A 26,930-nucleotide genomic window follows, 5' to 3' on the forward strand; every position below is an offset into this window, starting at 1 on the left:
TCTTATCTATTTATATAACATCTTAACTCTGTGCTTCTTCATCATGTTCAACCACCTCAGCTTGATTTTGTAACGGTTTGACTACGCGTGCGATCGCTTCTTGAATAAAAGCCTTAATAAATTCGTCCCGGCGGTTAATTTGAAATTGTCGCTGCACTACTTCTGTCATACCACCATCACCCCAATCTTGGTCATGACGAAAATATTCAATGAAACTTTTCCCGGCAATTCTTGTTAAATAAGCTGCTGTTACACCTTGAATTGCCCTACCAATAATAAAAGTAGCAACATTAAGTTGTAATGCAGTAGATAATAATTGAATTGCTCCTTTAACAATGCCTAAACTAGCAATAGTTTTTGCTAAAGAAAGAGCTAATTCGCGCCCTCGCTCCATATTCAATTCGCAACCGTAAACTCTGCCAATTTCTACAACCATTTGAGCATTAACAGCAGCCGTTGCCAGTAAATCTACTACTGGTATAGGCGTGACTGATACCACGCCAGCCCCAATCCACTGAAATCGCTCAACAATTTTGTCAGCTTGACGGCGACGCTGCCCATCGATGAGCTTTCGCGCCTCATCTCCTAAACGCAAAGATTGTAGGAGAATATTATCTGCCACCAAATCTTCACCCTCAGCCCGTAAAACAGCAGCCATTCGCCGCAGCAAGGGGACAATATCCGCTTCCGGCTGGAAAGTTTCCCCAGTTTCTAATTGTGCAGATTGAGGATTAGCAGCGATCGCCACCACATCATTAGGAGCGATAAATCCTAGCACCCGCTGACGTAACCTCGCGAGAATGGCTTCCTTATCATCGTCTGTATACAAGTCAGTTTTGTTGAGAACCAAGAGCGATCGCTTGCCAATTTCTGCTAATCCTCGCAGCGGCTCATATTCTGAACGCCGCAAGTCATTATCCACTACAAACAATAATAAATCTGCCTCTGTCGCCAGTTCCCGCGCTAACTGTTCTCGTTCTGTTCCCGCCACTCCTGCTTCTAAAATTCCTGGCGTGTCGGTAATTAATATCTTGCGTTCTAATCCCTTCAACCGCAAACAATAGGTTTCTCCTACTTGGGTTGTTCCCATCGGTGCATCTACTTGCCCCACCATGCGCCCCATAATGGCATTAACTAGAGAAGTTTTGCCAGCACTCCCTGTACCAAACACCACGACTTGAATCTCACCGCGTGCTAAATTTACTTCAATCTCTCTTGAGCGACTTAATAAAGCTTGGCGTGCCACTTCATCTTGAATTTGGGCTACCTGTTGCCGCACAGCTTGCAGAGTTGAAGAAGCCGCATCAGATTTGGCAGCGGGAATTTGCGCTGGTGTAACTCGCCGAGAACCACGGCGCGATCGCTTTTCTCCAGCTTGCATCACCAACACATAATAAACAAAGGCGGCAACTAATGCCCCGATGAGCAAAATCAGCAGCAACAGCAGCAAATTACCTAACAGCGGCGAATAGGATAACTGCCAGTAGAGGCGTGAGAGGGAATCAATCAGCCACAGGCTTAAGCCCAAAATGACGATTAGACCGACAATCAGCGTTACTATGCGCGACAGAGGCATGGATGATAAAAACTAGTGGTTATTCAGTAGGCAGATGCTTCTAATCTTAATAGGTTCAGTGTTTTTCACCAGGGTAGACAAAAGCAGTTTTTGAGAAACGGAGAGCGCTTATGGTATCAAATTTACTTTTAAACTCTTACGACTGGATTCAGTCTACGATTTCTCTTTCTTAAGGTTCTAGTTTTTAAAAGTTGATTTTTTCATAATAGTGAAGCAGCATCTGGCGTGTAAAAATTTTCTGGTGGACTGATTAAAGTTCGCCTATACAAGTCACTTGAAGTTTTAGCAGGCTTTTTGTGAGACTGTTAGGTAAATCAGAACAAAGGGAGAAATTAACTTATGGGACTTTTTGACCAAATTCTTGGGGCCGTTGCCAATCCCAATCAACAAGGTAATTTAGGTCAGTTGGGAGGTATCATCAATTCTGTCAATCAGCTGAGCGATCGCACTGGTACAGATCCCTCAACAATCCAATCTGTTTTGGGTGTTGTGGGTAGTTATGTGCGTTCTTCCCTACAACAGAAACGAGATACAGCTGGTAACGAAGAAGCGCAAGCCATAGTAAATCAATATGCTGGGACTTCTCCTAATCCCCAAGCTGTGAATTCGCTGTTTTCTCCTCAGATACAACAACAAGTAGCTCAAGTTGCTGCCCAGCGCAGTGGATTAGATGCTGGTATTATTCAACAATTGCTACCTATAGCTGTGCCAATTGTGTTGAATTTCTTGCAATCTGGTGCTAATGCTCAAAATCCCCAAAGTGGCGGAAACTCCGTGCTGAATTCCTTCCTAGATGCAGACGGTGATGGCGATGTTGATATTGCTGATGCCATCCAGTTAGCTAGTCGCCATATGGGACGGTAATCACGCGTTGTAGAGACGCGATGAATCGCGTCTGTCTCAATGCCCAATGCCCCATGCTCAATAACAAATGACAAATGACAAATGACCAATTGAAGAAAAAGGGTAAGTCACTCCCGCCAAAGCTGATTATTTGGTTGGGTAAGTTTGTTTGGACTACTCTGTGGCAGATAATGATGTCTAAGCTGGCTCCCCGCAATCAGTCAGGAGAATATATTCGTCCTAACAGCCAGTTTCGCAATTTTATCGGCGTAGCAGATGGGAATCCTTACCCACCAGCTGCGGGACGTTATACACTCTATGTTGGGTTGAGTTGTCCTTGGGCGCATAGAACCCTGGTTGTGCGATCGCTTAAAGGACTCGAAGCAGTAATATCAGTTTGTATAGTCTATCCTTCTTCCACACAAGGCGGTTGGGTGTTCAATGAAGAAGGACAGGGTTTTCAAACACTTGCTGAACTGTATCAATTAGCAGAACCCGGCTACACTGGTCGTTCTACAGTTCCAGTCCTATGGGATAACCAAACAAAAACCATTGTCAATAATGAGAGTTCAGAAATTATTGTGATGTTGAACTCTCAGCTTAATGAATTTGCAAAAAATCCCCACTTGGATCTCTACCCGCAAGCACTCAAAGAAAAAATTGATTGGTGGAATGAGAAAATTTATCATGCCGTGAACAATGGCGTGTATCGCTGCGGTTTTGCTCAAACTCAAGAAGCATACAATCAGGCTTGTAATGAACTGTTCACAACTCTTGATGAGATTGAGACAGTCTTGCAGAATAGCCGCTATTTATGTGGAGAAAATCTCACACTAGCAGATGTCCGCCTATTCACAACGTTATTTCGGTTTGATAGTGCCTACTATGGGTTGTTTAAGTGCAACCGTCAGCGAATTCGGGATTATCCAAATCTAGGAAGTTATTTACGTGACCTCTATCAGCTTCCAGGTGTTGCTGACACCTGCGACGTAGAAAGCGTGAAACAGGACTATTATGGTAACTTGTTCCCACTCAATCCTGGTGGGATTATCCCTAATGGCCCTGATATGAAGTATCTTAACGAACCACATAATCGCGAGAATATCAGCAAACTAGAAGTTTCATAAGTTACTCTAAGAACATATTCTTTGATGGCTGTGTTCTGGAGTTGGTGTCATTGTGAAGCAGATTAGTCGAGTTGCAATCGTCGGCGGAACTCATGGAAATGAGTTCACGGGAGCTTACCTAATCAAAAAGTTTGCTCAGTTTCCTAACTTGATTACTAGAAATAGTTTTGAGACAGTTACTCTATTAGCAAATCCTAAAGCTTTTGCAGTCGGAAGACGATATGTAGATAAAGATTTAAACCGCAGTTTTCTCAAGCAAGAATTAGAAGATCCCAAACTCAATAACTATGAAGAATTACGAGCTAAATCAATTCACAATAGCCTGGGTTATGGTGGGTATGAACAAGTAGATTTCATCTTAGACTTACACAGCAGTACTGCTAATATGGGTTTAACAATTATTTTGGTAAATAGCCATCCCTTCAACTTAAAATTGGCTGCTTATCTTAGTCATATTAACCCTTTGGTTAAAGTGTATCGCTGTTCTTTTCAATCAGTAGAAGAAAACCCATTTCTAAATTCTTTGTGTGAATTAGGCTTTGCAATTGAGGTTGGCCCTATTGCCCAAGGTATCTTAAAAGCGAATTTATTTCAACAAACAGAGTCACTTGTTCATGCAGTTCTGGACTATATTCAAAGATTCAACCAAGATAAAATTCCATCTATTAATGAAACGCTGACTTTATATCACCACTTATCGAGTGTAGACTACCCAAAACAAGAGGATGGTACAATCTTTGGGATGATTCATCCAGAACTTCAAGACAGAGATTATGAAGCTCTGAACCCAGGAAATCCGATGTTCCTGACATTTGACGGTCAAACAATTGTTTATGAAGGAAAATCAACAGTCTGGCCTATTTTTATCAATGAAGCGGCTTATTACGAAAAGGGAGTTGCAATGAGTTTGACACAGAAGGAGCAAATTCATATATAGATTTCTAATATAATTTATGTCTAATTTTTTATGAGTAGCTTAACTTTGTATTTTCCATGACTGAAACAATTAATCTTGTATTACACTTTAGAGGGAGGGAATTAGCTTTAGTAAGAAGATAAGTTAATGTTTAAGATAGTCCACTATTCCTATGTCTTTGCTTAAAATCTCCAGGAAAGTAATATTACTGGAGGTTATTTTTTTATCTATAAATTTGTTAATATTATATAGCGTTTCTCAAATAAGTGAGATATAGTTACGTAAAATTATCTGATCTGAGTTTTGATAAAAGCATATTCGATTGATTTACGGCAAAAAATCATGATGTTTATAAAAAGGGAGAATTTCTCAACGCCAACTAGCTAAACGGTTTTGTGTAGCTCTGAGTTTTGTAGTCAAGTTACCAAGCAATATCGTGATACGGGAAACGTAGCACCAAGAAAGTTTAATGAGGGAGTAAAACTGAGATTAACTCCAGAAAAACTCGAAATTTTGGCAGATATAATCGAAAACAATAATCATGCAACCTTAGACGAACTGTACCAACTACTGCAAGAAAAAATTGGTATCAGTTTTTGGGGGTAAGTTGAAACGACGCTTTTTTGACCCTTCGACTGCGCTCAGGGTCAAGTTATTTCTGCAATGTGCGATCGCCTCTCATGGTTATGCTGATTTTTTACTAGCTCAAGCCGCTACTTTTGTCTTCGATTTCAAAACTTTGTGGTTGATTGACTTTTTTGGTTGATTAATTTGTCCTGCTGTCACATACTCGATTGCGAGATTGATGGTATTTTATCAACAAAGGCAGAGGGCAGGAGGCAGAAGGCAGAAGGAATACTGTCTTCTGTCATCAGTTGAGTAACCGTAGCGAACTTGGGTTTAAGACCCCGACTGAACTCTTGTTCAATGGCTCCAAGTCAGGAGAAGTCTGAATCTCATAAGTGACTTGTTCCTTCTGCCTTCTTCAATTTTGCACAAACTCCTTTATCCCAATGGCGATACAAGCTATGACACTCAATTTATATTTACTGCGGCATGGAGAAACTACTTTTAGTCAAAGTGGTAATTTCTGCGGTGAAACCGATGCAGAGTTGACTTCTGAAGGGATGCAGATGGCAGAGAGTTTTGCCGATGTTTATCAAGAATTGAAGTGGTCAGCGGTTTATGCTAGTCCAATGAAGCGCACAGTTGCAACTGCCAAGCCATTTTGTGATGCTATCGGTATGGATATGCAGTTGCGTGACGGACTTAGAGAAGGTAGTTACGGCAAATGGGAAACTTTGAGTAAATCGTTTATCCAAGAGAATTACGCAGAAAACTATGTAAAATGGTTGACAGAACCCGCTTGGAATGCACCACTAGGTGGAGAAACTGCGGTAGATATTGCTAACCGTTCTATGCCTGTAATTGCTGAAATTCAAGAGAAACATCCCCAAGGTAATGTTTTAGTAGTTTCCCATAAAGCCACGATTCGGATTATGCTTTGCAGTTTACTGGGAATTGATTTGGGACGCTATCGTTATCGGGTGAATATTTTGGTTGCGTCGGTAAGTATGGTTAAATTTGACGTTAATGGCCCTTTGTTAGAAATATTAGGCGATCGCCATCATATACCCGATCATATTCGCTCTCGTCCGGGAACATAATAGTCCCTTAAACAAAAACCGAAGACCAACACAAAAGGATTTAATTCACCGGAGAATGGCAAGAAATCTAAGGGCAAGAAAAAGTAATTAATCTGAAGTTACCCCATGCTTCTGGTTGAGTCAAGACCGTCAAAATAGTCAACCATTAACCATTGGGGTAGTTCGTACATCTCTTCAATATTGTCAGGGAATCACCTTCATCCTTAAAGTACTACACCGAGAAGCTGTGTATCTTACTGTTCGCGGCGCAGCCCGTCGCAGACATCTCTTCACTATCTAGCAACGCTCGCACTCTTGGTATGATTTCGGTAGCAAAACCCTCCATTTCTGTGGCAAAAGGTTGGAATTGCAACATGAAAGTACCAATTCCTGCTTTGGTAAATTCCGCAAGAAAAAGAGTTTGAGCCTTATTTACTTTTATTCACATAGTTTGGTTTTATTGCACCGACTTATACTAATTCAATTAATGATTGTAATACATCTTTGGGTAAAGACGCGATGAATCGCGCCTCTACAAATGGTCTATTTGTCGCATTCTTTTTTCCAACTGGTATTACTTATCTTCTCCTTGAGAAGAAATTATCAAATTACGCCTAATGTGAATTAGAAAAAAAGGCGGGAGAAGTAAGAAGATGAAAGTTACCAGACTTTTAACTCAGACTTCCCCCATGACTAGCATAGACTTTGGAACATTAATTACAACAATATTTGTAGTAGTCGATGATTGGTATCAAAAGCAAGTAAAAAATGAAACTTTGATAAAACCGGGTGCGAAGACGAGAATGAGTGATAGCGAAATCATGACACTAGCATTGGTCATGGATTATCTACCATTTCCCGGAGAAACACAATTTCTTGGTTTCATCAGGGGAAATTACAAGCAATGGTTTCCAAATTTACTCGACCAGAGTCAATTTAATCGGCGGTTACGCAAATTAGATGGGATGTTAGAGAACTTACGCCGCAGTTGGGTAGAGCAATTGGTTGAAGGAAGTGAAAAATATTTCCTTCTCGATACTAAACCGTTACCAGTATTAGGACTCAAACGAGACAAGCGATATAGTGACTTTGCCGGAAACGCTGCCCCTGGTCGATGTGCTGCTAGAGAAATGAGTTATTTTGGCTACAAGCTAGTAATGCTATCAACGTGGAATGGAATTGCCGTTGCTTATGACATAGTACCTGCTAATACTGATGAAAGAATTGCCGCTGATGCTGTTTTAGAGATGGTTCAGCACAGCGATATTTACGCAGATAAAGGCTTTATTTCTGCCGACTGGCAAGCTGCCATCGCTCGCCGCACTGGTAATCGTATCTGGACAAACAAGCGCGATAACCAGCATCTTCAACATTCTCATGCTTTGAAACGTTTTATTAGTCGTGTTCGCCAACGCGTTGAAGGTGTTTTTCACGAAATTCAAAATACTGGCCGTAATCCCGAACGCCTACTTAATAAAACTGTTGATGGCTTTTGTGTACATATTGCTGCCAAAGTTGCATCTCACACACTACGTCTATTGCTTCGCCGCCGTTTTGGCATCAATGTTCTCACTTTTCAGTCTCAACCTATTTAATTCACATTAGGCGTAAATTGCCAAATAGTAAGTTCTCTAAACCAAACTTTGCTGAGTCTGGCTCAATTACAAGCACACCTGTATTCGGGTTCAACTGACCATAGCTTATATTTGCAAGTCTATTTGAACCATAAGGTGCATTAACGTTTTCTCCAAGACTTGTTATTCTTAAAATGTTTGCTGTAATCGGTGTTACAGTCGCTTGTGAGTTGTAAGTCGTTTCAAATGGATATTGTGTCTGTGCAATTGCATTTTAAATTATAAAATATAGTATTCATCAGATTTAGCGATCGCCGTCACGTATAACCTGAGATTGAGTGTAGCTCAAGCCAGTAACCAAAACGTTATCTGCTGGAGCTTTAGATTTGGGTTTAGGCAGGATAGCTAAAAACAAATTTTTACTCTGCCTTCTGGGTTATAGCTGCATTTACGATTGAAACAGGAACAGTACTAATACCGCGCACAAAAATATCTACACAGGTTTGGATATAGTCATCACGGCTATAGTTACCTTGAGCAAACTTTACTGTGCGGCAGAGCATTCCAGCTAACAGCATCCCCGTAAACATATCAACTGCCGGATATGGATCAAGCTCAGACCTGACAGTACCTATTTTCTGGCTACATTGCAAGTAATCTATTAGCTTTTCTTTTAAAGGATTGGTAGCTTGTTGAATAACTTGCTTGGCTGCTTCAGGATGACGTTTGGCTTCCCCAATAAAGGTACGAATCAAATCTTCTTGTCCTTCTAGCATTGTGTTGTAAAGCTGAGCATACCGCGTTAAATCAATGCTCAAATTCTGTGTCCATGTTTCTGGTTGAGCAAGGGCTTCTATTTGAAGTGCCAAAGCATTTTCAATCACTGCTCCTAACAATTGTTCTTTGCTAGCAAAGTGACGAAATAAAGTTACCTCATTTACACCAGCAACACGAGCTATTTCACGAGTAGTTGCTCCTTGAACACCTAAACTAGCAAAAACCTGTGAAGCCGCTTCTATCAAACGCGCACGGGTAAGGGTAGAGGAACGGACTGTTTTACTCATTTATGCTGGTAAGTACTTACTTGCATTATAATCTATGTTTAAAAAGTTGTTGCATTTTAGAGAGATAAAATGACGATAAACTTAATACATAATTTTACAAATCAGTCAAGATAAAAAAGTATAGCAATTGACTAATTTAGCGCAGACTTAAATGGCTATAAATTAACCTCTGTTGGATATGGGGTAGAGATACTGTGCTCACTAAAGTTAGCAGAGTCAATATTGTTTGTGTGGATGACGGCTTGAAGATTGAATCTTTAGAACATTTTTTCGATAACAGTCCATTTTTAAACCAACTGGCAGCAGGTTGCCTTTTTCAGAATAAGCTTTTCACTTTATTGTAAATAATAACCAGTCCTTCACGAAGACTGATTCTGAATTCTTCTTCAAGAATGTCTAATTAAACTAGCTTGTAGAAATAGTACTTATCAAGTTATATAGCGTTTCCAACTCCAGTGAGGTACAAAATAACCCCACCCGCGCTGTCGCGCGGGTGGGGTATATTTTATATGCCTGGCAATTGCTATATAATGCATATCTGATTAGATGATATCTGATTGCTGTATGTATTTTTGTGACATAGCACTGTCATAATTATGCAATTGAGCTTTCTAAATTGGGCAATTAAGTTTGCACAAAGTGTAAATGACTAACCTAGCTACTTCAACTTATTGTATTGATTAAGCAAAGAGTTGAGCAGCTAAAAAAAAGCAATCAACTCCTAGTAAATTCCATCTCTCTTTATTAAGGATTAAAAACCATGCAAGCTATCAACAACACCCTTTTTACCGACATTACAGTTGAAGAATCTGCTACTGTCAGCGGTGGTACTTACGGTGATATCGTTAACTTTAACCTGAACAAATACCTGTTCGTCTTAGGCGCTGGTGTTGTATTTGGTAATCCTGGATTGACCGCTGATGAAGTACAATTCGGTTTTGAAAATGCTATTTCATTAGGTTGGTAAGCCTAAAGCTTAGGTAACTATTCAACTTTCCTTGGTTAATTATCTGAAAATATTTAGAATTCTATATTCCCAATTTTTCAGATATTCCCTTCCGCTTGAAGAATAAATAAGTAACAAATATCGATTCTTATCAGTACTGGAGCATCTTTGGATGTTCCAGTATTTATATTTGCTACCTGTTTAACCTTGGGTATACTAAGAAATAAATTTAAGGAAAATGATAATTATAAAGACAAATTATTCTAAATAAATATAGACAAATCCAAAGCAAGCTAATCTAAACTTACAATTTTTAGTCACTTATTAGACTTGTCCGAAAATTCCAAAGCCAGACTGTTCAAAACTCAAGAGTGAAAAGACTTAGATTTATACCAGATTTTTTCCTGCCTGCAAATAGGTTGACGCTTGTGCAATAAGTGTAACCTAGTAAAGTGTCACCCCTTGGTTATAAGCATTTACAAAACTGGTATAGTCATACTCGACTTGAGTTGCATAGTTCACCGCAAAGTTAACGATTTCAGCTTTGAACACAGCCTGATTACCACTCACGATATCAGTCACTTCCTGATCAACACTGTCAGAAATAATTGCCGCATCGTAGTCTTTATCAGAGATGGCATGGTTCTTCGCAACGACTTTCCCTGCGTACGCGATCGCATCCATGAACTTGGACTTAGTCGTGAGCAACGTATAATTAAAGCCCACTTCGTAGGGCGATTTTTCATGTAGCATAAAAGGAATGCTACTCACTGTCGCATAGCCAAGCAAAGGGTCAATATTTGAGAGCATAGCTTTAGTGGCTATTGTCACTCTTGCTCCCTCATGGTTTCCGTAGACGGAACTTGGTAATAGATTTGGACTTGCGATCGCAACTGCACTACTACTTTCCTGCTTCATCTCCAAAATCCGGTCATCATCAGTTGCTGAACTCGGCCCCTCAATCAGCAGAAAATAGCGGTACTTACCAAGACTACCAGTACCTGAACCTAATTTCAGACGAATATCCTTGAGAGTGTAGTAACTATTGCTGTAACGTTTACTGCTAGGAATTGAGGCAATGTAGTTGCTTATAGCTCCAGCAATGTCTGAATAGGTGCTACTGAATACAGGCTGGAGTTCAGAGGTTGTCTGGAAGATGCGATTGCCACTAATATTTAGCCGCGTGTACTTACTTAGCAAACGAGAACGGCTCTTATTTGATGCTTTTTTAATCAAATCCTTCACTACACCGCTCGTATTGCTCGATTCTAAACGGTAGGATTGTTCTTCGTTAGTTCCTTTAAAGTCGCTCATCTTGTTGAGGTAACTATCTAAGAAATTCCGCACAATATCTTGAGCATCACTGGAGCTAAGCCCGTTCTCTTTAGCGGCTAAAAGAATTGAAACTGCCATACGTCGCAAATCCCAAACGTAGGGGCCAAGATAGCCTTCATCAAAATCGTTGGTATCAAAAACGTTGTTATCGTTGCTATCTCTCATTCCTCCCAGATTCTGCATATGCATATCTCCCTCTAACCAGATGGCTGAGGTAGAGGAATTGACAAATACAGAACTTGGTAACGTTTGCATATCACGATAAAAGATGTGAGCCGTTCCCCGATAAAAGGCAAAGGAAGTGACTGTCATTTTTTGCATTTTGGTTGCTAGTTCTTGGGGCAACTGAGAAGCAAACTGATGGTTATATTGGTAAATTTCATTTTCTACCCAAGTTGAACGAGGAGTTGCAGCTTGAACTGTAGATGTAAACCCCAAAGTTAAGATGAAGACAGCTGCGATTGCGCTGAGCGCAGTAACTCTTGAGGCGATCGCAGATATATATTTGAGCATGAAATTTTCTTAGACGGTAAAGAAACTGGCTGTTGCTGGACTCTTGTATAAAAGCATCTAACAAGAATTTTTTACCACCTTGAGCGAGAACTTAGAAAGTGATTTCAAGCACAATGCAACAACTATTCATGTAAGGATTCAGGTAACAGAGTATTGACAAAGGGGACAGTTGAGGTGGAGTATCACAAATATGAACCAAAACCTGCCTCAAGAAGTAGAGAGAGAAAGTTTGGGCCAGTTATCGAAAGAAGAACTGGTAAACATGATCATTGAGCAGAGCAAGGTAATACGTGAATTACAGCAAGAAATAGAGCGTTTAAAAGTCAGTAGAGAAATAGAGCAGTTCTAATTCGTCCAAACCGCCATCAGGGGACATCCACAAGAAGAGTGAAAACAAAAAAGCACCCCCACAAGAGGAATCAAATCAGCCGAAGAAGAAACCGGGTGGGCAACCAGGACATCAAGGCAAAACCCGTAAGGGATTTGGCAGAGTAGCTCGTTATGAAATTTTACGCCCTGGCAACTGTGTCTGTTGTGGTCACAAAGCATTTGCTCCTCTTGCATTAAAAAGACTTGTCTGAAAACTCCAAAGGCAGACTGTTCAAAGCTTTGGGGCGAAACTTTGATATCTTCGTGAAAACGTAGTCATAAGGGTTTGAGATAGTTAGTGATAGTTTAGAGGCATAAATAATACTCCCTAATATCGAAGTTAGCATTACTATTAATAGTAATTAATTTGGTAAAACTAAACTACCTATTCTTAGCCTAACTAACCCGCAAACTGTTAAAATAATCTGCTCGTAAGTGTCAAGCTTTAGGCGAAATCTTTGTGAAGCTATACGAAATATTTTCAGCAAGCGAATCAAATGCTCAATAAATATCCGATTACTAGATAAAGCTTTATTTTCATCTTTCTGCTGTTGGGTTAATTCTTGTTTTGGTTTTCTTTTATGAGGAGTAGTAATGTTTTTACCACCTTGATACGCTTTATCCCCTGAAAATGGTTGTGATTCATCAAATTTACTTCGAGACTTACGAAATAATTTTATATCTGCTGTTGGGCCAGGAGTCCCTATATCTACTTCAACAATATCTTTACCTTCTGGCAGCCCAATTATCTGACTTTTTAAAGTATGTTGTTTCTTCTTGCCAGAAAAATATTCTTGCTGCTCTTTAGAGTCAGAAGGTCTATATATTGGTTGTTCCAGGCTATCAACCAATAGCCTAAAATTCATCAATACTTCTTGAACAAAGAGCAAATCGCTTTCATTATTTGAAACTTGTTCTAACAAGCTGGAGGGTAAAATGTCTCGGAGGATAGGTATCCAATCATGGAATGTGTCATTAGCTTCTGTCTTAGAAATACCAAACAAAATTCCTAATACTTGAAATGTTGGCATTTGTCTTAAATAAAACAAGCATAAACATACCTGCTCTTGGATTAATAATTTTGCTGGACGACCCCCACCAGACGCATTGATTCTAATTTTCTGTCTTTCTTGTTTAGTTTTAATTTCCTTGTAACGATTTATGGCACAATTTAACAGTGATTGGAACTGCTCATAACTAATCCCTAAAATTTGTTTTGTTCGGTGCGGATATTTCTGGATGTAATCAAAAACCATAATTAATACAGACAAATGGTAGATACTCACTTAAACGTTTTACCATTTTTCTTTTCCTAAGTTAATATTCCGGACAAGTCTACTGTATCTAGTCCTTTTATAAATAATTTATCTAATATTCTTCCCAGCTTATCATCATTGAGATATTCTGGTTTTACTTCTGCACCAATTAAGTGTTCGCAAGCGATTAATTCAAAGAATTTTGGGAACATATATAAAGGCTGTGACATCATACTTAATCCGTTTAAAATCATCGCCTTTACCACCTGACCTGCACTGACTTTTTCTCCTGGCTCTGCCCCTAGTCATTTATTAATTATTTCTACCATCCCAATTGAATCTACTATTCCTGCTACTATCCCTAAATGGTCAATCTTCTTCAATTCAAGGTCTTTGGTACTAAACATAACAACAGACAGAAATTCCACTAAAATATCTGTTGAAATTTTCTCCTAATTATGCCGATTCAAAACGTTTTTTTATCTTTTTATAGTTATTGAGGATAAAGCTTTCAATGATTTTGAACCCTTTTTGACATCAAAATAACCTAAGAACTAAAATTTTGTACTTAGTCGTAAATATTCAACTGTATATCTAAGTTAATTATAATAATTTCTATTTAGCTCTAATAGATTCTAGTCAATTCTTTTAATTATTAGTTCTTATGTACTAAATATATCTGTTCCTTTGGGGTGTGACAGTTGTAGGTGCGGAATGTGGGTTTAAATAATTTCAAGTTTGGTTCATTAGTTATTATTCCTAACATCTACATAAAAAGCTAGAAACCCTTAATCATATGCAGTCTTAGCGATCAGTTTTTCACAGAACAAGATATGACTGGTAAATTATTGAGATGGTCAGCCCAAATTCTCGGATAAAAAGTTTATAGCCATTTGCCATGCTTCTTTGGCTGCAACTGCCTCAGAGCCTTCACGTTTGATGCTTGCAAAGCCATGACCAACATCAGGAAACACCCTGAGTATATGGCGTTTTTTGGCTACAGACAAAGACTTAGTAATACGTTCGTGCTCATCTGGAGTAATCATATTATCCAGCGCACCGTAAATTAACAGCAGAGGTGCTTCCATAGCCTCAACTCGATCTAATAAAGACGGACGATCAAATGGATCTTTTTCTGGTGCGATACCACCACCATAAAAACAAACAGTACCTTTAAGTTGATGAGCATAAACAGAGTTAGCTAAAAAAGCCAAACGTCCACCCAAGCAAAAGCCGATCGCACCAATGCGAGCAGAATCAACCTCTTGGCGGTTAGCTAAAAACTCAAGCCCTGCGCCAGTTTCAGCCATAATCACATCTTCATCCAAAGTTTTAATTTTAGCAATCCCCGCTTGGAAATCTGCGTATTGATAAACATCGCCATGATAAAAATCTGGGGCTAGGCTAACAAAACCTAATTCAGCTAGGTGATTGCATACATTAAACTTGATAAAGTCATTTAGACCAAAACCTTCCATAAAAACTACAACTGCGGGATAAATACCTTCAGCTTGTGGTCTAGCATAGTAGCCTTGCAAATTATCAGCTAGCTCTACAATTTCAGCTTGTATTTCTTTGTGTTCGATAAATTTCAACATTTGCTCCTTCATGTATACGTTCAGTTTTCCTTTTTAACAACTCCAAAAAATAACTGATACCATTTCACGAAAAATCTGATAGAGATACATAAGTAGCCGATTTATGTGTTGCAAAGATTTTTGGAAATGACATGACACAGCGATTGGTGCTTTTTACAGAGAAGTTCTAAAAATTATTCGCTTACGAATATCTGCATTGCTCAGCGTTTAAAATCCTCCTTTAACCAAAGTCCACCTGCCAGGACAGCTAACAAAACAACCACTGATGCTGCAATCCGAAAAGAAGCCTGAAGACCATACACTGTGGTAAAGCAATTCATCTATGGTGCTACTTTTTCTTTAAACTGCTTACCTGGAGAAAACGCAGGCACTCTGGTAGCTGGAATGGTCATTGGTTCGTTGGTTTTAGGATTACGCCCTTCACGCTGGGAGCGATCGCGTCGCTCGAATGACCCAAACCCAACCAGCGTTACTTTATCCCCATTCGCTACAGCTTCAGTAACGACTTCTAAAAAAGCTGATATCACCTCCAATGCTTCCTTTTTTGTGATGTTGGCCTTTGCTGCTACAGCATCTACTAGTTCGCCTTTGTTCATAAATCACCCTGAAGTATTGCAAGTAGAAGAAGTTTACTCTACCATGACTAACTTTTGTGAGGATAGCGGGAAAAGGACTAACAATCAAGCAGCAGACGAAAATTAACAATTCACGGCTACTCCTGTGGCAACTTTGAATTAAGGGGTAAGCTCCTGTGTATGTATTGCTTGCTTCCCAAGAAGGCAGCTACATCACCGGAGAAGTTTATGGTGTAACAGGCGGCGTCGGGATTGCCTAGTTCAAAATGTTGAAACGACTCTAAGAGAACTTTTATAAGAGTCACTGATCTTGAAAATAGGAAAAACCTTCAGATTAATTCAGGTTGGTTAACTGTAATCGCAATCGTCATGATTGTATTAGGCATGATTGCGATCGCATTTCCCTTCTTTGCATCCGTTACTTCAGTGCTAGTATTTGGCTGGATTTTTGTGTTTGCCGGAATTGCTCAAATCATTTATGCCAATAATCCAAAGGTGCAACTTAAGTGGCTCTTTCTCCCCCTCCATCTCCTGAACTCGATTCAACAAGTGCTTGGAAATATACTTCGACGACTGGCGTAACACCACAGTTTGGAAGTTTAGTAAGTACTGTAGCTTTTGGTGACGAATCCAATGATAGCTCTTTCTTTCCTAATTGTTGTGTTAATTCAAGTTACGTATTGCAAGTATTGGAAATCTAGCATTAATAACTCTTATCAGCAAAGGGAGGAAAAAATAAGAATGAAGGAACATACGAAAATTTACAATGCAGATGATACAGCCGCCCTGATGATATGCTCATGCAGTAAATAATTACTGTTAGCATTAGCCATGAACCCTGAAACAGTTGGGCGCAGCTTTCTCACACCTCTAACTTTTATTCAACGTAATGCTAAAGTCTATAGCCATAAAGTTGCTATTACATATAATCAAAAACGTTTCACTTACAAGGAATTTGCTCAGAGGATAAATTGTCTAGCCTCAGCACTGCATCATGCTGGACTTGAAAAAGGGGATCGCGTCGCTTTTTTTTGTTTCAATACTCCACCTATGTTGGAAGCCCATTTTGCTGTACCTTTAGCAGGTGGTATTCTAGTATCTATTAATACTCGTTTAGCTTCCCAAGAAGTTGCTTATATCTTGAATGATTGCGGTGCTAAATTTCTCTTTATTGATACAGAATTAGCAAATATAATTCGACCTGTTCAAAATAGTCTAGAAACTGTTAAACACATAATTAATATTAGAGATGTTGAAGGATTTGAACCTATAAATGGAGAGGATTATGAAGCGTTCCTGCAAACTGGTAATCCTACTCCTTTATCTTGGGTAATTACGGATGAAAGAGACACGATTTCTATTAATTACACTAGTGGAACTTCTGGAAAACCCAAAGGTGTAATGTATTCTCATCGCGGTGCATATATTAACTCTTTAGGAGAAATAATTGAAACAACACTCACGCCTAACTCAGTTTATTTATGGACTCTGCCTATGTTTCACTGCAATGGTTGGTGTTTTACTTGGGCGGTAACTGCTATCGGTGGTACTCATATTTGTTTGCGTAAGTTTAACCCCGGTAATATCTGGAAGTTAATTCAACAACTTGGAGTAACTCATTTAAATGCTGCACCTGTAGTTTTAAGTTCTCTCCTCAATCATCCAGACTGTCCGCAATTATTAGCAAAACCTTTAACTATTACTACAGCAGGCGCACCACCATCACCTACATTGATTGAAAAACTTACTAACATTGGCGCAAAAATTATTCACGTTTATGGTTTAACAGAAGTTTATGGCCCATATAGTGTTTGTGAATATCAATCAGATTGGAATAATTTAAATATTGAAAAACAAGCAAAACTTATGGCACGTCAAGGCGTACCTTATATCGGTGCAGATGATTTACGAGTCGTAGATCAAAATATGAATGATGTCCCGGCGGACGGTGAAACAATGGGGGAAGTCGTGATGCGGGGAAATATGGTGATGACAGGTTATTATAATGACCCAGAAGCAACCGAAATGGCATTTAGAGGAGGATGGTTTCATAGCGGTGATTTAGCAGTAATGCACTCTGACGGTTATATTGAGGTGCGCGATCGCATGAAAGATATCATCATTACCAATGGGGAAAATGTCTCTAGTATTGAAGTTGAACAATGTCTTTACCGCCATGAAGACGTGTTAGAGTGTGCAGTTATTGCTGTACCTCATGCTAAGCGTGGTGAAGTGCCAAAAGCCTTTGTTACCCTCAAAGAAAACGCGCAAGTTACAGAACAAAAATTAATCCAATTCTGCCGCCATCAAATTGCTGCTTTTAAATGCCCTACGACGATTGAATTTACTACTCTGCCAAAAACTAGCACTGGTAAAATTCAAAAGTATTTGTTACGGGAGAAAGAATGGATCGGTTATGAAAAGAGGATTTATGGCAGTTAGTTGCAATACTGAAAGTCCTTAAGAGGAGATGAAATCTCCTGAAATAGATATATAGCAGTGAGTGTAGCAAACAGTTTAATAATTTTGGATTACAGCAAGTAGAAAAACTCGTGTTTTGGGAGTCGAAGTCAACTGACGTTAAGCAAGTGTGGATTGAATATTAAAGGTATAATCTGATAGAACCCTCAGTTCAACCTTAAAAAGTTTAAGTTTCGTTTAAACGCACCCACTATTAATCCCATAGCCAACATCGGCAAAGCTCTTGATATTCTTGGGTGCGACGGGTTGGGTAATTGGCTGCGTGATTGGGGAGAGTGTATAAGCGCAGCCCCTTAAAGTAGACATAGCTCTGTTTAAGCTTTCATGCAGGGTGTTAAACTTGCTCATCTAAGCAGCACAATATGGTAACCTAACCATAAAAAAATTGTGAGTATCTGGACTTGAAAGGATGCCATGCAATTGTATCAACAATATTTTGCATTGAAGCTTTTCTCAGTACTGGGCTGTGGGTTAACAGCCGGAGTCTTCTTCGCCTTCTCGACTTTCGTGATGAGCGCCCTTGCTCGACTTCAGCCAGCACAGGGCATTGCTGCTATGCAATCTATCAATATCACGGTGATCAATCCATTGTTTATGACAGTGTTTTTGGGAACGGCTGCGGCTTGCATCTTTTTAGTTATCTCCTCGTTATTAAAGTGGCATCAACCCGGTGCGCCCTACTTACTCGTCGGCAGCTTGCTTTACCTTGTTGGTACATTAGGTGTAACAATCGTGTTCAATGTACCACTCAATGAAGCCCTGGCAAAAGTCGAGCCGGACAGTACTATCGGTGCAAGCCTATGGTCTAGCTACCTCGCTAACTGGACACTATGGAATCACATTCGGACGGCAGCAGCTTTAGCAGCAGCGGTATCGCTTACCATTGCACTTTGTTTGGGTTCAAGAATTGCAGAGCGGCTCAGTAACACCGTTAGCTAAAAAATGTTCCTCTCATTTTTTCTTGGAACGATTTTTCCGACGAGCTTGTGACTGCATTTTTTTCTGATTTTTAGCTTGAATTTTAGCTTTTTTTGGTGTCCAGGAAATGAATTCTTCTGGTATAAAAAAAGCTGGTATCCAGTTTTTGAGGTCTTAATTGTTGAAAACAGACCCAATTTTCCATTTCTGATATCACATCTTCAATGAAAGAGTAATACCAATTTGAAAAAAGAATATGGCAAATAGCCCATTTGTAGAGACGCGATTCATCGCGTCTTCACCCAAGGATGTGTTGCAATCATTAATTGAATTGGTATAACGTGGATTTGAACGCAGTTTTTCTAAAGACCTTTCTATTCCCAATTCAAAATAATCACCAAAAAATATTTGATTATTACCGGATATGCTAACGTTTCTCTAAATTGTACTACTAAATAGAGCGCATAAATATGTAAAATGCATTCTTCTTTTTCTAATAGCTTTTGAAGATTATTACTTAACTTCTCTAGACTTGATAATAATATGGGAGTTATAGCTGAGCGTTCTTCAATCGCTCTTTCTAAAGCTAAACAGGGAAATCTCCGGTATTGTTTTCTAATTCAGATAAAATTTATTCTAGTTGCATCTTTTCAAATTTCGCTGTCTTTATTAACAAACCGCAGAATTTCTGGTGCTGAATTTTCCTCCAATCAAAACTAGTCTACCAAGGCTTGTACCTCTATACATCACGCTTTCTTTACCAAGAAGGAACTGACCATAAGGAGCGATTAATGCGATTATTTTTGAGCTTATTGAGAATAAACTTCTTTTGTTGGCATGATGCGGCCGCCTTGATAGTACTAGCCTTTTACATTTAGCATTTGTCTTCTGACAAGAGCATGGCCAGATTGAACATCGAACCAATGAATATCTTCAGGAGGCAATGCTAATGTAATATCCTCCCCATTCCAATTTTGGTCTATTGGCAATAAAGCACGTACTGTAATTGCTTCGGATTGCGAACCCTCAATTCTGATACTGACCAAATATTGCATACCCAAGTTTTCTATTAAATACACTCGCCCTCGGATAGTCTGGGAATCCTGTGATTGAGCAATGCGGACATTTTCTGGGCGGATTCCCAGGACAATATGGGATGGTATAGTTGGTATATCTGGGAGACGTAGTTGGAAATTACCCAGTATTACGGATCGCTCTTGACAAGGTAAAGTTAGCAAATTCATTTGAGGGCTACCAACAAATCCAGCCACAAATAGATTAGCTGGATGATTATAGATGAGTTCGGGCGGGTCAAGTTGCTGAACATAGCCATCATTGAGCAGAGCTACTTTTGTGGAGAGTGTCATTGCTTCTGTTTGGTCGTGGGTAACATAAACCACTGGAACTTTTTGCAGAGCAAAAATTTGCTTAAGGTCAGCTCGGACTCGTTCTCGCAACAGTGCATCTAAATTACTTAACGGTTCATCCAACAGGTATACATTAGCATTACGCACTAAAGCACGACCGACCGCAACCCGCTGGCGTTGTCCTCCAGAAATTTGACCGGGCTTACGGTTGATTAAATCTTCTAATCCTAAAACTCCTGCCACTTCTGCTACTCGCCGTTTAATTTCGGCAGATGGTACTTTTCTGATCTTGAGTCCAGAAGCGAGGTTTTCGTAGACTGTCATGTGGGGATAGAGTGCATAGCTTTGAAATACCATTGCGATGTTGCGTTCAGCGGCTGGCTTATGGGTGACATCCACGTCCCCGATCTTGATCTGACCGTGAGTAGGTTCTTCCAGACCCGCAATCATACGTAGGACAGTAGATTTCCCACAACCAGAAGGGCCAAGCAAAGTGAGAAACTCATCATTATCTACAGTTAAGCTAACGTTTTTGACAGGGACGACTTTGGAAGTATAAGTTTTATTCAAGTTTGTGAGTTCAAGTTTAGCCATTTTTCTTTTTTATCCTTTGACAGCACCAGCTGTAAGACCTTGGACAATTCGGCGTTGGAAAAACAAAACTAGTAAAACCAGGGGAAGTGTTCCCAAAACGGTGGCAGCAGCGATCGCACCATAAGGAATTTCAAATACTGTTGCACCACCTAACTGAGCAGCAGCAACGGGAATCGTCTTCAACTCTTCACGAGTCATAAATGTCAGAGCGAAGATAAACTCGTTCCAGGCAAAAATAAAAGTGAGAATTCCAGTAGTCACCAAAGCGGGAAGGGTCATAGGCAGCACAATTTGCCACAGTAATTGAAAGGTGTTGTAGCCATCAACCCTAGCGGAATCTTCTAAGTCTTTTGGTAATTGTTGAAAAAAGCTTTTGAGTACCAGAATTGTCAACGGCAAATTAATGGCAGTGTAAGGTATAATCAGCGCCAGATAGTTATTGCCTAATCTAAGCACCTGAATAATTTCTAACAGTCCCAAGAACAAAAGAATTCCAGGAAACAAAGTGACGATCAGAATGCTTGCGAGGATAAATTGTTCACCCCAAGGGCGTAGCCGTGCTAGGGCATAAGCCGCGGGCGCTCCGATCGCTAAAGCTAAAGCTGTAGAGGTAATCGATACAAAGGCGCTGTTGAGGATGTAGCGCCAAAATGGACGACGGGTGAATAATTCAATGTAGTGACTGAAAGTGAATCGCTGAGGGAAATAAACAGTAGGAACAGCAGCGATATCCTCGTTGACTTTAAACGAGGTCAGTACTTGCCATAAAATTGGTGCGAGGCTGAATAGTACCACTAATACAACTGCTATTAGTAGCAAGATTTTTTTAAGAGAAAACCTAGTTTTACCTGTTCGTCCTGGAGTTGCTGAAACTGTTTGTGGAATTATACTCATCAGTTAAATTGCTCCTGATGTTTTGGCACGGTATTTTTTGAGCAATAAACTAGCGATCGCCACCGCAGCAATCAATATTAGAAATGTCACTACTACTAGGGCTGCCCCATAACCAAAATCTAGGTAGCGCATTACTGTAGAGTAGATGTACAAAGACACCACTTCAGTAGCGCCACCAGGGCCACCTCCGGTCATCACAGCAATTAAGTCAAAAATTCCGAAAGCTTGAGCAAATCGAAATAGGGCTGCAATCAAGATTTGCGGCAGCAGTAGTGGCAAGGTAATATTACGAAAGCTTTGCCAAACATTTGCTCCATCGACAGAGTAAGCTTCGTAGAGGTCTTTCGGTATCGATTGCAAACCAGCCAGCAATAAAATACTAATAAAGGGTGTGGTTTTCCAAATATCAGCAAAAATCACTGCGAGCATTGCTAGAGTTGGATCTCCTAGCCAGTTAATCCCAATTTTAATCAACCCCAACCGACGTAAAATGTCGTTTACAACTCCAAATTGGTCGTTAAAAATCCAAGCCCATGCTAGACCAATTAAAGCGGTAGGCAAAGCCCAGGGTAGAATGGCTGCTGTACGCACTATACCTCGTCCTAAAAACGCTTGATTGAGAACCAGAGCAATCAAGAGTCCTAGCACTAGTTCTGAAAGTACAGATGCTGTTGTGAACACGGTCGTCGCCCAGAAACTCTGCCAGAAACGGCCATCCCCTACCATCCGCACATAATTGTCCAAACCAGAGAATACGGGTTGTAACTCTGTCCCTAAATTTTTGGTAAATACACTTAGCCAGAATGCTCGTAAAATCGGGTAGCCAAATACAAACAACAACAACAGCAATGTTGGTATTAGCAAGATCCAAGCCGTCTGTTGTTCCCTATTTCGAAGTGTATGCAGATTAGTCATTAGTTATTAGTCATTTGTCATTAGTCATTTGTCATTAGGCATTAATTATTCCCCTTGTCCTCCTTGTCTCTAGTCCCCAGCCTCTAGCAGCCGGCGAGTTTCATTAGCAGCAGCTTTCATTGCTCGTTCCGGACTTATCCGGCCGGATAGCGCAGCGCTGAGATAACGCTGTAAAATATCTGATGTTTGGGCGTATTGCGCGATGGGCGAACGTAAAACTGCATTATCTACAACTTTTAGCAATTGCGGATAGTGAGGATATTTGGCAATAATCTCTGGATTTGTAAACAAATCCCGGCGACTTGGTACATAGCCTGCACTCAAAATGAATCGCCGCTGGGCATCTTCACTGGTAAAGTACTGAATTGCTTTCCAAGCTTGTTCGGAATGTTTAGAAGATTTAGAAATTCCTATACCCCAGCCCCCTAGACAAGCCGCTCCAGCCATCCCAGGAGCATGAACCATTGGTTTAATTGCAATTTTGCCTTGGATTGGTGAACCTTTTGCTTGGGCTAAAGGCCACGCATAAGGCCAACTGCGTAAAAACGCCACTTGACCACTTTGGAACAAGCGCCGGGTGTCTTCTTCTTGATAAGTTGTAACCCCTGGAGGAGATATGCCCTGACTGATGGTACTACGTAAAAACTCAATGGCTCGTAATGTTTCTGGACGATCTAGCCCTACTTCGAGCGTATCGGGATTAACCCAAAAGCCGTTAAAGCCTTTAAGGATTTCCACAAACATCGCTACGAGGCCTTCATATTGGCGCCCCTGCCAAACATAACCCCAATTCACCTTGTCTTTCTTCTGCAAGATTTGGGAAATTCGCATCAAATCCTCAAAAGTTTCTGGCGGTTGCAATCCTGCTTCTTTTAATAAATCTTCCCGATAGTAAAGCATTCCTACGTCAGAACGCACTGGAATGCGGTAAAGCTTGCCCTGGTAACGTCCCCCTTCTACATCCTTGGGTGAAAACGCTGCTAACTCCTGCTTGGAAATACGATCATCTAAAGGTAGCAACCATCCAGCAGCAGCGAACTTAGATGTCCAGATAACGTCCATATTAACCAGGTCATATGGGGATTCGCCTAAGATAAAAGACGAAGTATACAGGTCTTCAAGCAAATTTGTCGCATTTGGCCCCTCAACCAAGTTAATGCGAATGCCTGGGTTCTCAGCTTCAAAGTCTTTAATTAAACCTTGTTTCCAAGGTTGGGCATCAGGTGCAGTAATCAACATATTTAGGGTAACTGCTTGCTGCGAAAGTGTTACCCAACTAAACAATGTGATACTTAGCAAAATTGCCAAAAAAATTCCTATATGCAAAAAACTTTGTTTTTGTATAATTTTTGGCAATTTATTTATTGGCTTTCGGTACAACATTATTAACTTAGCAATTACTAATGGTAATTATTATTAGTAAATAACAGCATGGCACCTTTAAGATAACTATCAATACTACTTTTTAACAAAAATGCTTCAGCAATAAATAATAAAATAATATTTAATAAAGTTAATGAACTTAATATTAAGCTGTTCTTGTAATAACCAAATTTATTTTAGATAAGCGTAGTATCTTGAGAGTATTACTAATACAAAAAGTTTACAAAAATTATTTAGTATCTAAGTAAATTTGGACTCAGCAAGTGAAGCGCGTTCGCCTTTGGCGTTGGCCCAGCGATCGCGCTTGTGTAACATCTGCAATTCAACACTCACGTTCTCCCTGCCGTTATCTATGCTGTCTGAAGAACAGCGATTGCAATGCCTGCTTGCTCAATTGCATCACAGTATTTTGGGTCAATGATCTATGACAATCAGTTGGCAGAGATTTGATAAAAGCTGTCACCTCTGACCCAGTTTTATATTTCCCCCACTCCGAGCATCAGCAATCTGTTTCGCTACCTTATCAGCATCCTCTCACTTGGCATGAGCAGTAATACATTGAATATCATGTCCAGTAAATGTAATCCATGTCTGCCAAAGTCTTGTTACTGGATGTTGTACAATCCCTGTGGTCAGTTCATTGTCCTCAAACACTGGTTTTCTCTTTGGGCGACCAAATCCTTTAAACATGACTGTATTCAGTAAACACAATTAAATGCCCAAAATCAACACAGCGATCGCGCTTGTGTAACATCTGCAATTTAACACTCACGTTTGTCCCCTGCTGTTGCCCTATACTGTCTTGAGAACAGCGAACGCGACAGCGGGAGCAGTGATTATGATTGCTTGTGGTAAAGCAATTCATCTATGGTGCTACTTTTTCTTTAAACTGCTTACCTGGAGAAAACGCAGGCACTCTGGTAGCTGGAATGGTCATTGGTTCGTTGGTTTTAGGATTACGCCCTTCACGCTGGGAGCGATCGCGTCGCTCGAATGACCCAAACCCAACCAGCGTTACCTTATCCCCATTCGCTACAGCTTCGGTAACGACTTCTAAAAAAGCTGATATCACCTCCAATGCTTCCTTTTTTGTGATGTTGGCCTTTGCTGCTACAGCATCCACTAGTTCGCCTTTGTTCATAAATTACTTTGAATAGATTTCTGTTGTTCTACAGACTTAATATGTTTATCACTTGCTGGTAACAAGCGATTGAATATTTCCATTACTGTTTGATAACACGAAAATGCTTTTTCGTAATCTAATAATTGCTCAAGACACTGGGCCAATTTTTGTACAGTCCGAGCTTTATCGAACTCAACAGCCTTAATGTATTTAAATTTCCATGAAGTATCATAATTTGCCAGAGCTTGCTAATAAAAATCAATAGCTTTTGTATATTGCAGCAAACTCAACATTAGTTCTGCTATTGATGTTTATAACTATGTCATCAGTTATAACTTTTACACATCACGCGCTTTGAAAAAATTATAGATTGCAAGAGCAATGGCTAAAAGCAACACTGCATGAATTAAATTTCCGGCAATATGCAGTGCCAGTCCTAATGCCCAAAAAGCAACTAATACAACAACAATGCCCCAAAGTATACTTAACATATCTTTACTCCAGTCAAGTAATTTTTACTTATTCCAACATTTTATCGTCTCACTTGAGTTTTATAAATAATAGTTTACAAGTCGTCGTCAAAATTCAGATATGCTGTTAATGTTGGGTGAGGAGTATTGGTTAGAACCTTATCTCCTCCTGAATTCCCAAGTCAATATTATTGAAGAATTCAGAAGTCAGAATGGGCTGCACCTCGCTACGCTAACAGGATTAAAGCTGGAGATGCTCCGCCTCCGGTCAGAATCAATTAGTGGGGAATTCAGCGCAAAGTCAGAGCGGAGGCTGACTCTGATCTGAACTTTGATAAGACAGACCCGCCACTAATTGAAGACCACTAAATCATAGATTTAGTGGGTGTCTAAAAAGAGCTTATAATTCAAACAGAATTCTGGCTCATGAATTCTGCTTGATAAATATTCTCCTGAATTGTTATTGCTGTTTATGAAGTTTGAAGCGTTGGTATAGTTCGTATAAAACTAACAGTAGAATAGCGACACCCAGAGGCAGCAAATAGTAAATTAATCTGTAAGTTAACAAAATACCAAAAACTGTAGCCATATTGTTATTATCAGCCTCAAACCATAAAATTACTGTCTCAAATACACCTAGACCTCCAGGAACATGGCTAATAATTCCCGCTATTTGAGCCAAGAAATAAATGCTGAAAAAACTTGGATATGAGAAATCGGTAACATCAATAAGTAAAATATAGAGAACACCAGCAGCTAACACCCAGTCAGCAGAAGCAATAACTAACTGTATCAGAGCAAATTTAGGAGATGGAAACGAAATTCTCCAAGAGCGAATTTTCAACGGTTGCTTTAGTCGAAAGCTGCCTAATACATAGCAGACTACTAGAGCCAGAAAAATCCACCCCAAAGAATGAGCAGAAGTGAAAGGCAAATGCAGTAATTTCGGAATAGTCAGTGGTTCAATAATAAATCCAATTCCGCCGATAGCGAACAAGCCTAGCCAGAAGCTGAGATTACTGAAAGCAATTATTTGTGCAATATCAACAACTGATAATCCCCAGTTAGAGTAAAGCCGATAGCGAACAGCACTACCTGTTAATACAGCAAATCCAACACTATTACTAATAGCATGACCCGAAAAAGCTGCAAGAATAATTTTTAAATAAGGCAGTCTCTGACGAATTTGGTAGCAAGCTAAGACGTCGTAGAGTGTAAGTACTAAATAACTGAGAGTTGTTAATCCCAACGCTGACAACAGATGAATACTTGTAATTGCTTTGATACTATTGATTAATTCCCAGCAATTATACTTTTTTAGTTGTTGAATAATTGTGACTACAGCACAAATAAATAGTAAAAGACTCAACAACGAAATAATTAAATTGATTGGGCGCTTTTGCTTGCTCATACAGTTGATGATTACAGCAGTATCTAGTAGCTTACT

Annotated in this window: 27 protein-coding genes and 2 pseudogenes; 13 read left to right on the top strand and 16 right to left on the bottom strand. The window is 39.8% G+C overall.

Features of this window, described 5'->3' with window-relative positions; all coding sequences use genetic code 11:
* Nucleotides 1-22 precede the first annotated feature (22 nt).
* Nucleotides 23-1,576, bottom strand: coding sequence for a GTP-binding protein (locus WKK05_RS04690; RefSeq protein ID WP_341528620.1), 1,554 nt, complete (start codon nucleotides 1,574-1,576; stop codon nucleotides 23-25).
* A gap of 339 nt (nucleotides 1,577-1,915) precedes the next feature.
* On the opposite strand from WKK05_RS04690, the gene WKK05_RS04695 reads away from it, so the two are divergent.
* The 7 genes from WKK05_RS04695 to WKK05_RS04725 all read left to right on the top strand — a co-directional run bounded on the left by WKK05_RS04695 (nucleotide 1,916) and on the right by WKK05_RS04725 (nucleotide 7,703).
* Nucleotides 1,916-2,440 (top strand): DUF937 domain-containing protein, encoded by a 525-nt coding sequence (locus tag WKK05_RS04695; RefSeq protein WP_341528621.1) that lies wholly within the window; start codon nucleotides 1,916-1,918, stop codon nucleotides 2,438-2,440.
* A gap of 74 nt (nucleotides 2,441-2,514) precedes the next feature.
* A complete protein-coding gene (locus WKK05_RS04700) occupies nucleotides 2,515-3,546 on the top strand; it encodes a glutathione S-transferase family protein (protein ID WP_341528622.1) in 1,032 nt (343 codons plus the stop codon).
* A gap of 52 nt (nucleotides 3,547-3,598) precedes the next feature.
* The gene (locus tag WKK05_RS04705; RefSeq protein WP_341528623.1) at nucleotides 3,599-4,483 is read left to right on the top strand and encodes an aspartoacylase; all 885 of its coding nucleotides are present in this window, start codon (nucleotides 3,599-3,601) and stop codon (nucleotides 4,481-4,483) included.
* Between the two features lie 372 nt (nucleotides 4,484-4,855).
* Nucleotides 4,856-5,068 carry a hypothetical protein gene (locus tag WKK05_RS04710; RefSeq protein WP_341528624.1) on the top strand — a complete coding sequence of 71 codons (213 nt, stop codon included), beginning with the start codon at nucleotides 4,856-4,858 and terminating at the stop codon, nucleotides 5,066-5,068.
* A 1-nt stretch (nucleotide 5,069) separates the two neighbouring features.
* The gene (locus tag WKK05_RS04715; protein WP_341528625.1) at nucleotides 5,070-5,228 is read left to right on the top strand and encodes a hypothetical protein; all 159 of its coding nucleotides are present in this window, start codon (nucleotides 5,070-5,072) and stop codon (nucleotides 5,226-5,228) included.
* A 262-nt stretch (nucleotides 5,229-5,490) separates the two neighbouring features.
* Entirely contained in the window at nucleotides 5,491-6,129 is a 639-nt protein-coding gene (locus WKK05_RS04720; protein ID WP_341528626.1) for a histidine phosphatase family protein, read from the top strand.
* Between the two features lie 632 nt (nucleotides 6,130-6,761).
* On the top strand, nucleotides 6,762-7,703 hold the full coding sequence (locus WKK05_RS04725) for an IS982 family transposase (protein WP_341525064.1): 942 nt from the start codon (nucleotides 6,762-6,764) through the stop codon (nucleotides 7,701-7,703).
* A 398-nt stretch (nucleotides 7,704-8,101) separates the two neighbouring features.
* Here WKK05_RS04725 and WKK05_RS04730 read toward each other — a convergent pair whose 3' ends face one another.
* A complete protein-coding gene (locus tag WKK05_RS04730; RefSeq protein ID WP_341528627.1) occupies nucleotides 8,102-8,746 on the bottom strand; it encodes a TetR/AcrR family transcriptional regulator in 645 nt (214 codons plus the stop codon).
* Between the two features lie 760 nt (nucleotides 8,747-9,506).
* Between WKK05_RS04730 and WKK05_RS04735 the strand changes: the two genes are divergently transcribed.
* On the top strand, nucleotides 9,507-9,713 hold the full coding sequence (locus tag WKK05_RS04735) for a hypothetical protein (RefSeq protein ID WP_341528628.1): 207 nt from the start codon (nucleotides 9,507-9,509) through the stop codon (nucleotides 9,711-9,713).
* A 423-nt stretch (nucleotides 9,714-10,136) separates the two neighbouring features.
* Here WKK05_RS04735 and WKK05_RS04740 read toward each other — a convergent pair whose 3' ends face one another.
* Nucleotides 10,137-11,540, bottom strand: a complete 1,404-nt coding sequence (locus WKK05_RS04740; RefSeq protein ID WP_341528629.1) for a DUF2252 domain-containing protein — start codon at nucleotides 11,538-11,540, stop codon at nucleotides 10,137-10,139.
* 190 nt (nucleotides 11,541-11,730) lie between these two features.
* On the opposite strand from WKK05_RS04740, the pseudogene WKK05_RS04745 reads away from it, so the two are divergent.
* Nucleotides 11,731-12,109 (top strand): annotated as a pseudogene (locus WKK05_RS04745) (DUF6444 domain-containing protein); the annotation flags it as partial.
* A 162-nt stretch (nucleotides 12,110-12,271) separates the two neighbouring features.
* Here WKK05_RS04745 and WKK05_RS04750 read toward each other — a convergent pair.
* From WKK05_RS04750 to WKK05_RS04765, 4 genes and pseudogenes are all read right to left on the bottom strand, one after another.
* Complete coding sequence (locus WKK05_RS04750; protein WP_341528630.1) at nucleotides 12,272-13,165, bottom strand: transposase family protein; 894 nt, start codon at nucleotides 13,163-13,165, stop codon at nucleotides 12,272-12,274.
* A gap of 56 nt (nucleotides 13,166-13,221) precedes the next feature.
* A pseudogene (locus WKK05_RS04755) lies at nucleotides 13,222-13,572 on the bottom strand (DUF4277 domain-containing protein).
* A 450-nt stretch (nucleotides 13,573-14,022) separates the two neighbouring features.
* Nucleotides 14,023-14,763, bottom strand: a complete 741-nt coding sequence (locus WKK05_RS04760; RefSeq protein ID WP_341528631.1) for a dienelactone hydrolase family protein — start codon at nucleotides 14,761-14,763, stop codon at nucleotides 14,023-14,025.
* Between the two features lie 320 nt (nucleotides 14,764-15,083).
* A complete protein-coding gene (locus WKK05_RS04765; RefSeq protein WP_341528632.1) occupies nucleotides 15,084-15,359 on the bottom strand; it encodes an HU family DNA-binding protein in 276 nt (91 codons plus the stop codon).
* 342 nt (nucleotides 15,360-15,701) lie between these two features.
* Between WKK05_RS04765 and WKK05_RS04770 the strand changes: the two genes are divergently transcribed.
* The 3 genes from WKK05_RS04770 to WKK05_RS04780 all read left to right on the top strand — a co-directional run bounded on the left by WKK05_RS04770 (nucleotide 15,702) and on the right by WKK05_RS04780 (nucleotide 18,758).
* Nucleotides 15,702-15,920, top strand: coding sequence for a DUF308 domain-containing protein (locus tag WKK05_RS04770; protein ID WP_341531020.1), 219 nt, complete (start codon nucleotides 15,702-15,704; stop codon nucleotides 15,918-15,920).
* Nucleotides 15,921-16,169: 249 nt separating this feature from the next.
* Nucleotides 16,170-17,780, top strand: coding sequence for an acyl--CoA ligase family protein (locus WKK05_RS04775; protein WP_341528633.1), 1,611 nt, complete (start codon nucleotides 16,170-16,172; stop codon nucleotides 17,778-17,780).
* 453 nt (nucleotides 17,781-18,233) lie between these two features.
* A complete protein-coding gene (locus WKK05_RS04780) occupies nucleotides 18,234-18,758 on the top strand; it encodes a DUF1772 domain-containing protein (RefSeq protein WP_341528634.1) in 525 nt (174 codons plus the stop codon).
* A gap of 353 nt (nucleotides 18,759-19,111) precedes the next feature.
* Here the strand turns inward: WKK05_RS04780 and WKK05_RS04785 are convergent, their stop codons facing one another.
* The 5 genes from WKK05_RS04785 to WKK05_RS04805 form a co-directional block, all read right to left on the bottom strand.
* Nucleotides 19,112-19,357 (bottom strand): DUF1186 domain-containing protein, encoded by a 246-nt coding sequence (locus WKK05_RS04785; protein ID WP_341531021.1) that lies wholly within the window; start codon nucleotides 19,355-19,357, stop codon nucleotides 19,112-19,114.
* A gap of 240 nt (nucleotides 19,358-19,597) precedes the next feature.
* On the bottom strand, nucleotides 19,598-20,698 hold the full coding sequence (locus WKK05_RS04790) for an ABC transporter ATP-binding protein (protein WP_341528635.1): 1,101 nt from the start codon (nucleotides 20,696-20,698) through the stop codon (nucleotides 19,598-19,600).
* Between the two features lie 9 nt (nucleotides 20,699-20,707).
* Nucleotides 20,708-21,592, bottom strand: coding sequence for a carbohydrate ABC transporter permease (locus WKK05_RS04795; protein ID WP_341528636.1), 885 nt, complete (start codon nucleotides 21,590-21,592; stop codon nucleotides 20,708-20,710).
* A 3-nt stretch (nucleotides 21,593-21,595) separates the two neighbouring features.
* Nucleotides 21,596-22,507 carry a sugar ABC transporter permease gene (locus WKK05_RS04800; RefSeq protein WP_341528637.1) on the bottom strand — a complete coding sequence of 304 codons (912 nt, stop codon included), beginning with the start codon at nucleotides 22,505-22,507 and terminating at the stop codon, nucleotides 21,596-21,598.
* Between the two features lie 69 nt (nucleotides 22,508-22,576).
* Nucleotides 22,577-23,890, bottom strand: coding sequence for an ABC transporter substrate-binding protein (locus tag WKK05_RS04805; protein WP_341528638.1), 1,314 nt, complete (start codon nucleotides 23,888-23,890; stop codon nucleotides 22,577-22,579).
* Between the two features lie 250 nt (nucleotides 23,891-24,140).
* Between WKK05_RS04805 and WKK05_RS04810 the strand changes: the two genes are divergently transcribed.
* On the top strand, nucleotides 24,141-24,311 hold the full coding sequence (locus tag WKK05_RS04810) for a hypothetical protein (protein WP_341528639.1): 171 nt from the start codon (nucleotides 24,141-24,143) through the stop codon (nucleotides 24,309-24,311).
* A 113-nt stretch (nucleotides 24,312-24,424) separates the two neighbouring features.
* On the opposite strand, the gene WKK05_RS04815 is transcribed toward WKK05_RS04810, so the two are convergent.
* The 4 genes from WKK05_RS04815 to WKK05_RS04830 form a co-directional block, all read right to left on the bottom strand.
* A complete protein-coding gene (locus tag WKK05_RS04815; RefSeq protein ID WP_341528640.1) occupies nucleotides 24,425-24,580 on the bottom strand; it encodes a hypothetical protein in 156 nt (51 codons plus the stop codon).
* Between the two features lie 175 nt (nucleotides 24,581-24,755).
* Nucleotides 24,756-25,031, bottom strand: a complete 276-nt coding sequence (locus WKK05_RS04820; protein WP_341528632.1) for an HU family DNA-binding protein — start codon at nucleotides 25,029-25,031, stop codon at nucleotides 24,756-24,758.
* 320 nt (nucleotides 25,032-25,351) lie between these two features.
* Nucleotides 25,352-25,504 carry a lmo0937 family membrane protein gene (locus tag WKK05_RS04825; protein ID WP_341528641.1) on the bottom strand — a complete coding sequence of 51 codons (153 nt, stop codon included), beginning with the start codon at nucleotides 25,502-25,504 and terminating at the stop codon, nucleotides 25,352-25,354.
* A gap of 439 nt (nucleotides 25,505-25,943) precedes the next feature.
* Nucleotides 25,944-26,894, bottom strand: coding sequence for a lysylphosphatidylglycerol synthase domain-containing protein (locus WKK05_RS04830; protein ID WP_341528642.1), 951 nt, complete (start codon nucleotides 26,892-26,894; stop codon nucleotides 25,944-25,946).
* Between the last annotated feature and the right edge of the window lie 36 nt (nucleotides 26,895-26,930).

Origin of the sequence: Nostoc sp. UHCC 0302, from assembly GCF_038096175.1 — a bacterium.
Classification (GTDB): Bacteria; Cyanobacteriota; Cyanobacteriia; order Cyanobacteriales; family Nostocaceae; genus UHCC-0302.

Bases quoted from the DNA above. Each gene is read 5' to 3' on its own strand.
- WKK05_RS04760 (WP_341528631.1), bottom strand. From the start codon at position 14,763: ATGTTGAAATTTATCGAACACAAAGAAATACAAGCTGAAATTGTAGAG.
- WKK05_RS04815 (WP_341528640.1), bottom strand. From the start codon at position 24,580: ATGTTTAAAGGATTTGGTCGCCCAAAGAGAAAACCAGTGTTTGAGGAC.
- WKK05_RS04735 (WP_341528628.1), top strand. From the start codon at position 9,507: ATGCAAGCTATCAACAACACCCTTTTTACCGACATTACAGTTGAAGAA.
- WKK05_RS04775 (WP_341528633.1), top strand. From the start codon at position 16,170: ATGAACCCTGAAACAGTTGGGCGCAGCTTTCTCACACCTCTAACTTTT.
- WKK05_RS04730 (WP_341528627.1), bottom strand. From the start codon at position 8,746: ATGAGTAAAACAGTCCGTTCCTCTACCCTTACCCGTGCGCGTTTGATA.
- WKK05_RS04800 (WP_341528637.1), bottom strand. From the start codon at position 22,507: ATGACTAATCTGCATACACTTCGAAATAGGGAACAACAGACGGCTTGG.
- WKK05_RS04790 (WP_341528635.1), bottom strand. From the start codon at position 20,698: ATGGCTAAACTTGAACTCACAAACTTGAATAAAACTTATACTTCCAAA.
- WKK05_RS04830 (WP_341528642.1), bottom strand. From the start codon at position 26,894: ATGAGCAAGCAAAAGCGCCCAATCAATTTAATTATTTCGTTGTTGAGT.
- WKK05_RS04690 (WP_341528620.1), bottom strand. From the start codon at position 1,576: ATGCCTCTGTCGCGCATAGTAACGCTGATTGTCGGTCTAATCGTCATT.
- WKK05_RS04695 (WP_341528621.1), top strand. From the start codon at position 1,916: ATGGGACTTTTTGACCAAATTCTTGGGGCCGTTGCCAATCCCAATCAA.
- WKK05_RS04740 (WP_341528629.1), bottom strand. From the start codon at position 11,540: ATGCTCAAATATATATCTGCGATCGCCTCAAGAGTTACTGCGCTCAGC.
- WKK05_RS04750 (WP_341528630.1), bottom strand. From the start codon at position 13,165: ATGGTTTTTGATTACATCCAGAAATATCCGCACCGAACAAAACAAATT.
- WKK05_RS04805 (WP_341528638.1), bottom strand. From the start codon at position 23,890: ATGTTGTACCGAAAGCCAATAAATAAATTGCCAAAAATTATACAAAAA.
- WKK05_RS04780 (WP_341528634.1), top strand. From the start codon at position 18,234: ATGCAATTGTATCAACAATATTTTGCATTGAAGCTTTTCTCAGTACTG.
- WKK05_RS04765 (WP_341528632.1), bottom strand. From the start codon at position 15,359: ATGAACAAAGGCGAACTAGTAGATGCTGTAGCAGCAAAGGCCAACATC.
- WKK05_RS04725 (WP_341525064.1), top strand. From the start codon at position 6,762: ATGAAAGTTACCAGACTTTTAACTCAGACTTCCCCCATGACTAGCATA.
- WKK05_RS04795 (WP_341528636.1), bottom strand. From the start codon at position 21,592: ATGAGTATAATTCCACAAACAGTTTCAGCAACTCCAGGACGAACAGGT.
- WKK05_RS04720 (WP_341528626.1), top strand. From the start codon at position 5,491: ATGACACTCAATTTATATTTACTGCGGCATGGAGAAACTACTTTTAGT.
- WKK05_RS04700 (WP_341528622.1), top strand. From the start codon at position 2,515: ATGACAAATGACCAATTGAAGAAAAAGGGTAAGTCACTCCCGCCAAAG.
- WKK05_RS04820 (WP_341528632.1), bottom strand. From the start codon at position 25,031: ATGAACAAAGGCGAACTAGTGGATGCTGTAGCAGCAAAGGCCAACATC.
- WKK05_RS04825 (WP_341528641.1), bottom strand. From the start codon at position 25,504: ATGTTAAGTATACTTTGGGGCATTGTTGTTGTATTAGTTGCTTTTTGG.